This is a genomic window from Streptomyces spiramenti (genome assembly GCF_012034385.1).
Lineage (GTDB): Bacteria > Actinomycetota > Actinomycetes > Streptomycetales > Streptomycetaceae > Streptomyces > Streptomyces spiramenti.
The window spans coordinates 1-12,162 of sequence record NZ_JAAVJB010000161.1; the positions used below are offsets into that span (position 1 = coordinate 1).

The following is a 12,162-nucleotide window of genomic DNA, read 5'->3' on the forward strand; positions in this document are numbered from 1 at the left end:
CGGGCCGCTCTCCTCTGTCGTGCACCAGCTCGTCGGCGGCCTGCACCAGTCGATGTTCTACCTCGGCGGTCGCACCGTCGACGACATCAAGCGCGACGGCCGCTTCGTCCGGATCACCGCGCCGGCGTGCGGCGGTTCGGCCTCCGGCGCCGCGAGCGGCCCGGCGACGACGGCCGTCCGACCGGCCACGACGGGTGCCTCGTCGAGGGCGACGACCGCCACGGGGCCGCCGTCGGGGGCTGTCGCCGACGCCGGTGGTTCGACCGGGACGGCGGTGGCCGCCGGAGCGGTCGGCATGGCCGCGGCACCCGAGGAGGCGACCGCGGGGTGCCGCAGCGGCTGACCGCACGGTGCGGCCTGGACGGGCCGGAGGTGCGCGGTGGCCGCGCCCGGCAGAGCGGACAGGTACGGGGAGGGGCCGGGCGCCGGCTGGCACCCGCCCGGCCGCGCGGAGGCGGCCGGGCCCGGCGTCGGCGTCGTCATGGCCTGCTGAACTCCCTCATGCTGAGCGGCGATCGCGGTGTGCCGGGCGTGAGCATCGACCGGTACAGCCGGGAGAACGCCGCCGCCGTCCGTCCCACGTCGTGCTCGGAGCGAGCGAACCGGCGTCCCTGCTCGCCCAGTTCGTCGGCCCGGCGGGGGTCGTTGAGCAGCCGCGTGACGGCACGTCCGAGCGTGACCGGGTCGTCCTGGGGGACCAGGCAGAGCGCGGTGTGCGCGGGCGGCAGACTCTCCCGGGCGCCGGCGACGTCGCTCATGACCACGGGGCGGCCCGCCGCCAGTGCCTCCAACGGCACCAGCGCCATGCCCTCCCACCGCGACGGGGCCACGACGAGGGACGCCGCCGCGTACCAGGGGGCTGCGTCGGGTACGGCGCCGACGAAGTCGACGCCGTCGGGAGCCGCCGCACGCAGCCGCTCCGCGTCGGGGCCGTCGCCGACCAGGACAAGGCGCGCCCCGGGAACGCGCGCGGCGATCTCGGGCCAGGCGCGCAGCAGCACGTCCTGCCCCTTCTGCCGGCAGAGCCGACCGACGCAGACGACCACGGGTGGGCGCCCGCCGTCGACCAGGGTGCGCTGTTCTTCCGTGTCGTGGTCGAGGCCGCTGGAGGACCCGCCCCACTCCCCGTCCGGCGGACTCCAGCCGCCGTCCGAGGTGTCCGGGCCGTCCGTCCCGTCCCCGGGGCGGTGCCCTTCCGCGCCGGGGACGGGACGGACGGCACCGGCTTCGTCACCGGTGAGCCGAGGCAGTTCCGCGGGGGCGACGTCGGCGAAGTGCGCGGTGTCCACGCCGTTGCGGATGACCGTCCAGCGGGCCCGGACGCCGGCGCGCTGCCCCCGCCGCCGCTCGTCGTCACTGACGCAGACGATCTGGTGCGCCCAGCGGGCGGCGTGCCGCTCCCATCGCAGCGCCAGCGCGCCGGTGACACCGCGCGCTGCCTCGAAGGACCAGGCGTGCGGCTGGTAGACGGTGGGGACGCGGCCCCGGAGCGCGAGCCGGCCGGCGAGACCGGCCTTGGCGCTGTGCAGGTGGACCAGGTCCGGGTCGATCTCCCGCACGGTGCGGGCGATCACGGCGGCCTCCTGAGCGACCCGGGCCCCCGGCTCGCGGGTGGCGGACCACGCGCAGACCGTGGCCCCGGCCTCGGCCGCCGCCTCACCGAGGCCCCCCGGCGGGCAGAGCACCACCGGCCGCAGGCCGTCGGCGCGCTGGGCCCGCACCAGGTCGGTGACGACGCGGGCGACGCCGCCGTCGGAGGGCTGCGCGATGTGCAGCACGGTGAGCTGACGGGGGTGGGTGGCGGCTCGCGGGGTGTGCATGACGCGGGGTCCGGCGACCTCCGCGACCTCCCGGGCGCCCGTCTCGTCCGCCGTGACGGCGGTGGTCTCAGCCACGGACATCGGCCTGGAGGAAGACCGCGCCGAGGTGGTAGCCGCTGCCGCCGAAACCGACGGAGAGCCGTTCCGCGCCCGCGGTCAGGGCGGGGGTCAGGTCCATGACGTCGGAGTCGTACCCGAGCGTGTTGTGGTGCGCCGGGGTGCGGCCGGTCACCGGCACGCCGAGGTCGCTGATGGTCGAGTTCATGACGTTGCCGGCCGGGTTGGCGTCGTCCGAGAGCCGGACGGGCGCGCGGCGGTCGGCCGTGACGGCCAGGGAGTCGCCGGAGGAGCCGCGGTCCCCGTCGTAGCCGACGAAGCCGATGCGTCCCTCCGCGCCGGGGGCGGCGTTCAGCCCGTCGACGTCCAGCCGGATCTCGTTGCCCCCGTCGGTGGAGCGGAAGCCGTCCTGGATCACCAGGTCGCGGAGTGGGGAGTCCGCGTGCTCCCAGGCGGCCACCAGCGTCCAGCCGCCCCAGGCGCCCGCGGCGGAGTGGCCCATCGCGACGTTGATGTCCGCGACGGTCCACGCACCCGAGCGAGACCAGCGCACCAGTTCGGTCACATCCGCCGAGGCGGTGAAGGCGTCGTCGTGGTCGGTGACCCGGTGCCCCACCACGGAATCCGCGCGGAGCACCTTGTAGTTGCCGCCGGGTTCTGCAATGAGCACCCGCCCGTTGTCGGCGTGCGGCTTCTGTTCACCCACTCGGAGGTTTCCGCCCCAGTAGAGCCGCGCATAGGTGACGCGGGCCCCTTCGGGAATGCGGAGTTCCGCACTGGTGGAGTTGTAGGTGTTCGGGTCGTCGTCGATGTCCGTGTAGAACATGCGGTAGTCGCCGTTGCGGCCGGCGGCCCCGCGTTGCGCCGCGGGGCAGGCCGGAGCCCCCGGCGCGACCTGCTCCACGCAGGTGATGGCGGCGTTGGCCGCGCGTGAGATACCGCCGTGCAACTGGGCACGGTAACGCTCGGAGAAGGGGACGGACGGCGCCGAGGAGAACTGCGCCGAAGCCGGTGCCTGGATGATTCCGGACAACGCCAGCGCTGCGAGAACACACAGCACGACGCGGCCCACACGTCTGGGATGGAAACGCATGAGGGGATCTCCAACTCTCTTTCCAGTGAGCTGAAGAAAACTCTTACAGACGGCAAATCTGAAATCCCGCGCAACGCGCGGCGTTGAACCGTATAACTAATACTCACACAATCCGATGACCGGTTTTACGGGCCCCGGCATCCGCGACACGACCGGCCGGGACCACGGACGGAACGCCGCCCCACCGGACCCTCGGACGGGCCGGCTGGACCACGGACGCCCGGTCCGACGCCCCGCCGGCCCGGCGCTCCGCCACTGCCGACCGGCGCCCGCGCCGGACACCGCGGGTGCGCCGCCGACCACCCCGGGCGCACCCCGTGAGAGAGGTCACACCGGCGCAACACGACGAAGGCTCCCACCGAAACCGGTGGGAGCCTTCGTTCACTGTGCGCGAGGGGGGAGTTGAACCCCCACGCCCTTTCGGGCACTGGAACCTGAATCCAGCGCGTCTGCCTATTCCGCCACCCGCGCAAAGGGTGATCGCCAGACCCTTCCCCGCACCCGTTGGCCTGGGGCCGGGAGCGCCTTGCGACATGTAGAAGATTAGCACGGCCACCGGAGTGGTCTCACGCCGTCATCCGGAGCCCCTGGAGTGCGACGACGGCGCCTACCGGGTATGCGGGACACTGTGTCGTGATCCGCCTTACGATCCTGGGGGATCAACGCGCGCGGGCGGGCGTCGGCCGGTGCCCACCGGGAACCAGCCGATTCACCCGCGCGTGGATACGATCAGTAAGCATGACCGCTGACCGCACCGGTGCCTCCCACGGCATCCCGGGGGCCCATGCCGCCGCGGACAGCGCCCAGACGCCGGGTACACCGGAGAAGGAGGTGCACCATGGGAGTACTCAAGCGGTTCGAGCAGCGGCTGGAGGGCCTGGTCAACGGCACCTTCGCCAAGGTCTTCAAGTCCGAGGTGCAGCCGGTCGAGATCGCCGGTGCGCTCCAGCGTGAGTGCGACAACAACGCCACGATCTGGAACCGGGAGCGCACCGTCGTCCCGAACGACTTCGTCGTGGAGTTGAGCGACGGCGACTTCGACCGGCTCGCCCCCTACTCCGGGCAGCTCTCCCAGGAGCTCGCCGGCATGGTGCGCGAGTACGCCAAGCAGCAGCGGTACACCTTCATGGGCGAGATCACCGTCAGCCTGGAGAAGGCCCCCAACCTCGACACCGGTCTCTACCGCGTCCGCAGCCGAACGCTGGCGTCCTCGTCCGCCGGCGGGGCGGCGCCCCCCGCTGCGCCCCCCACAGCCCCGCCCGGCGCGACGCACGGCGGTTCCTACGGTTACCCGCAGCCCGGCGCGGGCGGCTCCGTACCGCCCCCGCCCGCGAACGCGCCGGGCGCCTACGGCTCCGGCGGCGCCCCCGCCGCGGACCGCACCCGGCGCTGGGTCGAGATCAACGGCAACCGCCACCAGATCTCGCGTTCCACGCTGGTACTGGGACGCTCCACCGAGGCCGACGTCCGGGTCGACGACCCGGGTGTCTCCCGTCGCCACTGCGAGATCCAGGCGACGGAACCGGCCACCGTGCGCGATCTCGGCTCCACCAACGGCATCGTGGTGGACGGGCACCCCACCAAGCACGCTACGCTCCGCGACGGCTCACGGATCGTCGTGGGCAGTACCACCATCATCTACCGGCAAGCCGAAGGGTGAATCGGGGGCCATGTCAGAGCTGACCCTGACGGTCATGCGGCTCGGCTTTCTCGCCGTGTTGTGGCTGTTCGTGATCGTGGCCGTTCAGGTCATCCGCAGCGACCTGTTCGGCACACGTGTCACGCAGCGCGCGACCGCCCGCCGCGGCGCGCCGGAACAACGCGCCCAGCCGCAGCGTCGACAGCAGCAGTCGGGACGCGGCAACCGTCAGCGCCGCGGGGCGCCGACGAAGCTGGTCATCACCGAGGGCTCCCTCACGGGGACCACTGTCGCCCTCCAGGGGCAGACGATTACGCTCGGCCGGGCACACGACTCCACCATCGTGCTCGACGACGACTACGCCTCCGGGCGGCACGCCCGGATCTACCCCGACCAGGACGGTCAGTGGATCGTCGAGGACCTGGGCTCGACCAACGGCACCTACCTCGACCGTTCCCGGCTCACCACGGCGATGCCCATCCCGCCGGGTGCGCCGGTCCGCATCGGCAAGACCGTCATCGAGCTGCGGAAGTAGGGTCAACCCGACTATGACGAGGACAGGGCGGGCTCCATGCGGCAGAGCGAAGAGCGTGGCCCGGAACCGGCCGGTGAGGCGAGCATGAGTCTGACACTGCGGTTCGCCGCCGGGTCCCACACCGGGATGATCCGAGAGCACAACGAGGACTCCGGCTACGCCGGTCCCCGACTCCTCGCCATCGCCGACGGCATGGGCGGCCAGGCCGCCGGCGAGGTCGCCAGCTCCGAGGTCATCTCCACCCTCGTCCAGCTCGACGACGACATCCCGGGTTCCGACCTGCTCACCGCCCTGAACGCCGCGGTCCAGCACGCCAACACCCGGCTGCGGGCCATGGTCGAGGAGGACTCCCAGCTCGACGGCATGGGAACCACCCTCACCGCCATGCTGTGGACCGGGCAGCGACTCGGGCTGGTGCACGTCGGCGACTCCCGGGCCTACCTGCTCCGCGAGGGCGTCCTCACCCAGATCACCCAGGACCACACCTGGGTGCAGCGGCTGGTCGACGAGGGGCGCATCACCGAGGAGGAGGCGACCACCCACCCGCAGCGCTCACTGCTGATGCGCGCGCTGGGCAGCGCCGACTCGGTGGAGGCCGACCTCTCCATCCGCGAGGTGCGCGCCGGCGACCGCTACCTGGTGTGCTCGGACGGCCTCTCCGGCGTTGTTTCACATGAAACAATGGAACACACCCTGGGCGCCTTCGCTCCACCGCAGGAGACCATCCGCGAGCTGATCGAGTTGGCGCTGCGCGGCGGCGGGCCGGACAACATCACCTGCATCATCGCCGACGTCCTCGACGTCGGCCACGCCCCGGGCGACACCGAGACCTCGGTCTACAGCGACGCGCCCCAGATCGTCGGCGCGGTCGCCGAGACGCAGCCGCACATCGGCGGGCCGGTCAGTCAGACGCCCGCCTCGCGCGCCGCGGAGCTCGGCCGCTCCCGCGGCGGCTCCGGTGAGGGCGAGGCAGGGGGCGAGGACGGCAACGGCGTCATCGGCAGCTTCGGCTCCTTCACCGACGAGGAGTACCTGCCGCGCCGCTCCGGCTGGCGCTGGTTCCGCCGGATCGCCGTCACCGTGCTGGTGCTGGCACTGCTGGGGGCAGCCGCCTACGGCGTCTACCGCTGGACGCAGAGCCAGTACTACGTCGCGGCCAACGACGAGCACGTCGCGATCTTCCAGGGCGTGAGCCAGGACCTCGGACCGCTGAGCCTGAACGAGGTGCACGAGGACCACCCCGACATCGCGCTCGTCGACCTGCCCGCCTTCCAGCGCAGCGAGGTCGAGAAGGCGATCAGCACCGGAAGCCTCGCCGAGGCCCGCTCCAAGATCGAGGAGCTGTCCGGTCAGGCGGAGGCGTGCCGTCTCCAGGCCGAGCGCGAGGCAGCACTCGCCGAGGCCGACGACAGCGAGGCCGACGCCTCCGACATCCCGACCCTCACCGATACCCAGCAGCGGCTCGCCCGCCAGTGCACCAGCTGAGCCACTGCGCCGTGACGCCGCGCTGAGAGAAGCCGAGCCATGAGCAGTACCGCGAACACCACCGTCGCCAGCGTCGGTACCCCGAGCAGGCGCAACACCGAGCTCGTCATGCTCGGTTTCGCCGTGCTGGTGACGGTGCTGGCCTACGCCAACACCGGACTGGCGCTGGACGGCACCCTCCCGGCGGGCATGGTCGCCTACGGCCTCGGCCTCGCCGGGATCGCAGGCGCCGCCCACCTGGTGGTGCGGCGCTGGGCGCCGTACGCCGACCCGCTGATGCTGCCGCTGTGCACGCTGCTCAACGGGCTCGGCCTGGTGCTGATCTGGCGGCTGGACCACGAACCGCGGCTCCAGCCGGCCAACGCGGCACCGTCCCAGCTGATGTGGTCGGCGCTCGGCGTGGCCCTCTTCCTGGGCGTGCTGATCTTCCTGCGCGACCACCGGGTGCTGCAGCGCTACACCTACATCTCGATGGTCGTGGCGTTCGTCCTGCTGCTGCTGCCGCTGTTCTTCGGCGCCGACACCAACGGCGCCCGCATCTGGGTGCGCATCCCGGGCGTCGGCACCCTCCAGCCCGGCGAGTTCGCCAAGATCGTCATCGCGGTGTTCTTCGCCGGCTACCTCATGGTGAAACGCGACGCGCTGGCGTTGGCGAGCAGGCGCTTCCTCGGGATGTACCTGCCGCGCGGCCGTGACCTCGGGCCGATCCTGGCCGTCTGGGCGGTCAGCCTGATGATCCTGGTCCTGGAGACCGACCTCGGCATGTCGCTGCTGTTCTTCGGCATGTTCGTGGTGATGCTCTACGTCGCGACAGAGCGCACCAGCTGGATCGTCTTCGGCCTGCTGCTCTCCGTGGGCGGCGCGGTCTTCGTGGCCTCGTTCAACTACCACGTGGGCCAGCGCGTCCAGAACTGGCTGAACCCGCTGGAGCTCGGCGACAACGGCGGCGTCACCGAGACCGCGCAGGCCATGTACGCGTTCGGCTCCGGTGGGCTGCTCGGCTCCGGCCTCGGCGAGGGGTACTCCCGCCTCATCGGCGGCATCGCGACCAAGAGCGACTACATCCTGGCGACCGTGGGCGAGGAACTCGGGCTGGTCGGCCTGATGGCGGTGCTGCTGGTCTACGCCCTGCTGATCCAGCGTGGGCTCCGCACCGCGCTCGCCGCGCGCGACCCCTTCGGCAAGCTGCTCGCGGTGGGGCTCTCGGGCGTCTTCGCGCTCCAGGTCTTCGTCGTCGCCGGCGGTGTGACCGGGTTGATCCCGCTGACCGGTATGACGATGCCGTTCATGGCGCAGGGCGGTTCCTCGGTGATCGCCAACTGGGCCTTGATCGCGATCCTACTGCGCATCAGCGACACTGCCCGTCGTCCCGCCCCCGTACCGGCGTCCAGCACGGACGCAGAACAGACTCAGGTGGTCCGAGCGTGAACAAGCCCATGCGACGGGTCGCTGTCTTCTGCGGCCTGCTGATCCTCGCGCTACTGCTTCGCGTCAACTACGTGCAGTTCATCCAGGCCGGGGAACTCCAGAACGACGAGCACAACCGCCGCGTGGCGATCGAGCGCTACGCGCACCCGCGCGGCGACATCATCGTGGACGGCGAACCGATCACCGGTTCCATCGAGACCGACGGCACCGACTACCGCTGGAAGCGGACCTACTCCGACGGCGAGATGTGGGCCCCGGTCACCGGGTACGCCTCGCAGGCGTTCGGCGCCAACCAGCTGGAGAGCATCTACGACGGCATCCTCACCGGTGACGACGACCGGCTGTTCTTCAGCCGCACCATCGACATGCTGACCGGCAAGGAGCGCAAGGGCGGCAGCGTCGTCACCACCCTCAACGCGGACGCCCAGCGTGCCGCGTTCGAGGGACTGGGCGACCGCCGCGGCTCGGTCGCCGCGATCGACCCGCGGACCGGCGCCATCCTGGCGCTGGCCTCCACCCCCTCCTACGACCCCTCGGACTTCGCCGGCATGGGCGGATCCGACGCCGAGGCGTGGGCCGCCCTCCAGCCCGACGCGGACCCGGAGCAGCCGATGCTCAACGGCGCACTCCGCGAGACCTACCCGCCGGGCTCCACGTTCAAGCTGGTCACGGCCGCGGCGGCGCTGGAGCACGGGCTGCTCGACGACATCGACCAGGACACCGACTACGAGGTGCCGTTCGAGCTGCCGGAGACCGCGGGCACCACCGTCCCCAACCAGATCCAGAACGTGGGGTGCGAGGAGGGCAGCATCACCGTCGGTCTCCAGTGGTCCTGCAACAACGTCTTCCTCGGCATCAGCGCCGACCTCGGCAACGAGAAGATGATCGAGACCGCTGAGTCGTTCGGTTTCAACGAGTACCACGACACGCCGGTCCGGTCGGCCATCAGCTCCTATCCCGAGGACAACGCGCCGCAGAACGCCCAGGCCGGCATCGGCCAGGCGTCCAACCGGACGACGCCGCTGCAGGTCGCGATGGTCGCCGCCGCGATCGCCAACGACGGCAAGCTGATGGAGCCGTACATGGTGGAGCAGCTGCGCGCCCCGAACCTCAACGTGGTCGAGCAGCACCAGCCGACCGAGCTGAGCCGCCCGCTGTCGCCGGAGAACGCCCAGGCGCTCCAGGAGGCGATGGAGTACACCGTCGAGGAGGGCACCGCTGAGCCGGCCAAGATCTCCGGCGTCCGCGTGGGCGGCAAGACCGGTACGGCCCAGCACGGCGTGGACAACCAGGAGTCCCCCTACGCGTGGTTCGTCTCCTACGCGATGACGGACGACGGCTCGCCGGTCGCGGTGGCCGTCGTCGTCGAGGACCCCTCGGGCTCCCGGGAGGACATCTCCGGCGGGCGGCTCGCCGCGCCGATCGCCAAGTCCGTCATGGAGGCGGTGCTCGGGAGCTGACGAGGACCCCGTGAGCCGACCGCCGCCGCCGGTTGGTCCTCCCCCGCCGTGGCCCCCACCGGGCACTTCGGCCGGTGGAGAACCAACCGGCGGCGGTTCGCGTCATAGGGGGGATGGACGCCCGGTCGGCCATACCGGTTGGATATCGGCGGGTGGCAGTGACCCGGGCGCCACCGGTCGTCCGGGTACCGTATCCCCGGGCCAGCAGGCCGCAGCACACCGCCCGTGTCCCTCAGTGGGGCGGGACGAACGGAGAGGGCTGGAGACATGGAAGAGCCGCGTCGCCTCGGCGGGCGGTACGAGCTGGGGCACGTCCTGGGCCGCGGAGGTATGGCCGAGGTGTACCTCGCCCACGACACCCGGCTGGGCCGCACCGTCGCCGTCAAGACCCTCCGTGCCGACCTCGCCCGCGACCCCACGTTCCAGGCCCGTTTCCGCCGCGAGGCGCAGTCCGCCGCGTCGCTGAACCACCCGGCGATCGTGGCGGTGTACGACACGGGCGAGGACTACGTCGAGGGCGTCTCCATCCCCTACATCGTCATGGAGTACGTGGACGGCTCCACCCTCCGCGAGCTGCTGCACTCCGGGCGGAAGCTGCTGCCCGAGCGCACGCTGGAGATGTGCATCGGCATCCTGCAGGCGCTGGAGTACTCCCACCGCAGCGGGATCGTCCACCGGGACATCAAGCCCGCCAACGTGATGCTCACCCGCAACGGCCAGGTCAAGGTCATGGACTTCGGTATCGCCCGCGCGATGGGTGATTCGGGCATGACGATGACGCAGACCTCGGCCGTCATCGGCACCGCGCAGTACCTCTCGCCCGAGCAGGCCAAGGGCGAGACCGTCGATGCCCGTTCCGACCTGTACTCCACCGGCTGCCTGCTCTACGAGCTGCTGACGGTGCGGCCCCCGTTCGTCGGGGACTCGCCCGTGGCCGTCGCGTACCAGCACGTGCGCGAGGAGCCGCAGCCGCCGAGCATCTACGACCCGGAGATCCCGCCGGACACCGACGCCATCGTGCTGAAGGCGCTCACCAAGGACCCGGACTACCGCTACCAGTCCGCCGACGAGATGCGGGCCGACATCGAGGCGAGCCTCGACGGCCGTCCCATCGCCGCGAGCGTGGCGATGGGGTCCGTGGGTTACGGCGGGTACGACGACCGGCCCACGCAGGCGCTCACGCCGCAGCGGGGTGGCGCGACGACCACGATGCTGCCGCCCTCCGGCGACCACTACGACACCTACGACGACTACGACCGCCCCAGCCGCCGGCAGAAGAAGAACAACACCGGACTGGTCCTGATGGTGGTCGCGGGCGTGCTGGTACTGGTCGGCGCCATCTTCATCGGGCGCGCGATCTTCGGTGACACCGGCGGCCAGTCGTCCACCGTCGCCGTGCCCAACCTCGTGGGGATCAGCGCCGAGGAGGCCACGACCCGCGCGGAACGGATGGAGCTGGAGGTCGAGGTCGGCGAGGAGGAGCCGTGCCCGAACCAGGCGGAGGGCCTGGTCTGCCGGACGACACCTGCCGCGGGGGAGGACGTCGAGCGCGGCTCCACCGTCACCCTGACCGTCTCCTCCGGCCCGGAGTCGGTGGACCTGCCCGATGTCACGGGCCAGAGCTACGACAGCGCCCAGGAGGAGCTGCGCGAGCTCGGGCTGGAAGTCGAGCAGGAGACGCAGGAGACGACCAGCGAGGAGGCGGGCACCGTCCTCTCGCAGAGCCCCGGGTCGGGCGAGGAGGTCGAGGCGGGCGCCACCGTCACCCTGACGGTCGCCACCGCACCGGACACGATCAGCATGCCGGACGTGGCGGGCAAGAACCTGGAGGAGGCCAAGGCGCAACTGGAGGGCGGGGACTTCCAGTTCACGGTCACCACCCAGCGGCAGCGTGACGACAGCCGCGACCCCGACACGGTCATCAGCCAGACGCCCCGAGCGGGCGAGGCCGTGCAGCCCGGCTCCTCGACCTCGGTCCACCTGATCATCGCGGAGCCGAGCGACGACCCCGACGAGATGGACGTCCCCGGTGACATCATCGGCCGCCCCTTCGTCGAGGTCCGCGACCAGCTCCAGGACATGGGCCTGCAGGTCTCGGTCCAGGGGCCCGACGGCGACGACGCCGTCGTCATCGGGGCCAACCCCGGCCCCGGCAGCAAGATCGCCGAGGGCGGCGAGATCACCCTCGTGACCAACAACAACGGGGACGGCGGCGACGACGGAGGCGACGACGACGGAGGGCCGCCCGGCTTCATCGGCGGACTCGGCGGCTGATCCGGCCCGACCCCGCCCGTCGTCCGGCCTGCGTGCCGGGTGACACTGCCTGACGAGGGGCGCACGCACACCGCGTGCGCCCCTCGCGCATCGACGGGGGCTCGCGTTGTCGGGCGGCGTCCTGCTGCGGTGCTCCCCGGCTCCTGCCGTGCTCCCCGGCTCGGCGTCGCCGACGGCGCGGCAGCGGGGCGGAACGATCAGGGGGATCCTGTGCGGCCCGCAGCGAGGCGGTGCGGGCCGGGGGAGTCGCGCCGGGGCCCTGACGGCCGACGGCTCCGTCCGCCCCCACGGCTCCGGGCAGCCGCGCGCCGGACGTCGCGCTCCCCGGCGCTCCCGCGGCCGGGAACGCGTGAGGGCGGACCCGGAAAGGG

8 protein-coding genes, 1 tRNA gene and 1 pseudogene are annotated in these 12,162 nt (G+C 71.9%); 7 read left to right on the forward strand and 3 right to left on the reverse strand.

Features of this window, described 5'->3' with window-relative positions:
* Positions 1-121, forward strand: a pseudogene (locus tag HCJ92_RS17385) (IMP dehydrogenase); the annotation flags it as partial.
* A 358-nt stretch (positions 122-479) separates the two neighbouring features.
* Here HCJ92_RS17385 and HCJ92_RS17390 read toward each other — a convergent pair.
* From HCJ92_RS17390 to HCJ92_RS17400, 3 genes are all read right to left on the reverse strand, one after another.
* On the reverse strand, positions 480-1,820 hold the full coding sequence (locus tag HCJ92_RS17390) for a glycosyltransferase family 4 protein (protein ID WP_167934541.1): 1,341 nt from the start codon (positions 1,818-1,820) through the stop codon (positions 480-482).
* Positions 1,821-1,887: 67 nt separating this feature from the next.
* Positions 1,888-2,970 carry a DUF3344 domain-containing protein gene (locus HCJ92_RS17395; RefSeq protein ID WP_167934534.1) on the reverse strand — a complete coding sequence of 361 codons (1,083 nt, stop codon included), beginning with the start codon at positions 2,968-2,970 and terminating at the stop codon, positions 1,888-1,890.
* A gap of 387 nt (positions 2,971-3,357) precedes the next feature.
* Positions 3,358-3,441: transfer RNA gene (locus HCJ92_RS17400), tRNA-Leu, on the reverse strand.
* Positions 3,442-3,808: 367 nt separating this feature from the next.
* On the opposite strand from HCJ92_RS17400, the gene HCJ92_RS17405 reads away from it, so the two are divergent.
* The 6 genes from HCJ92_RS17405 (at position 3,809) to pknB (ending at position 11,791) form a co-directional block, all read left to right on the forward strand.
* Positions 3,809-4,630 carry an FhaA domain-containing protein gene (locus HCJ92_RS17405; RefSeq protein WP_167934535.1) on the forward strand — a complete coding sequence of 274 codons (822 nt, stop codon included), beginning with the start codon at positions 3,809-3,811 and terminating at the stop codon, positions 4,628-4,630.
* A gap of 10 nt (positions 4,631-4,640) precedes the next feature.
* The gene (locus tag HCJ92_RS17410) at positions 4,641-5,144 is read left to right on the forward strand and encodes an FHA domain-containing protein FhaB/FipA (protein ID WP_167934536.1); all 504 of its coding nucleotides are present in this window, start codon (positions 4,641-4,643) and stop codon (positions 5,142-5,144) included.
* 84 nt (positions 5,145-5,228) lie between these two features.
* Complete coding sequence (locus HCJ92_RS17415) at positions 5,229-6,629, forward strand: Stp1/IreP family PP2C-type Ser/Thr phosphatase (protein WP_167934537.1); 1,401 nt, start codon at positions 5,229-5,231, stop codon at positions 6,627-6,629.
* Positions 6,630-6,668: 39 nt separating this feature from the next.
* Entirely contained in the window at positions 6,669-8,057 is a 1,389-nt protein-coding gene (locus HCJ92_RS17420) for an FtsW/RodA/SpoVE family cell cycle protein (RefSeq protein ID WP_167934538.1), read from the forward strand.
* Entirely contained in the window at positions 8,054-9,517 is a 1,464-nt protein-coding gene (locus HCJ92_RS17425) for a penicillin-binding transpeptidase domain-containing protein (RefSeq protein WP_167934539.1), read from the forward strand. The genes HCJ92_RS17420 and HCJ92_RS17425 overlap by 4 nt, the downstream gene beginning before the upstream one ends.
* A gap of 267 nt (positions 9,518-9,784) precedes the next feature.
* Complete coding sequence (gene pknB, locus HCJ92_RS17430) at positions 9,785-11,791, forward strand: Stk1 family PASTA domain-containing Ser/Thr kinase (protein ID WP_167934540.1); 2,007 nt, start codon at positions 9,785-9,787, stop codon at positions 11,789-11,791.
* Positions 11,792-12,162 lie beyond the last annotated feature (371 nt).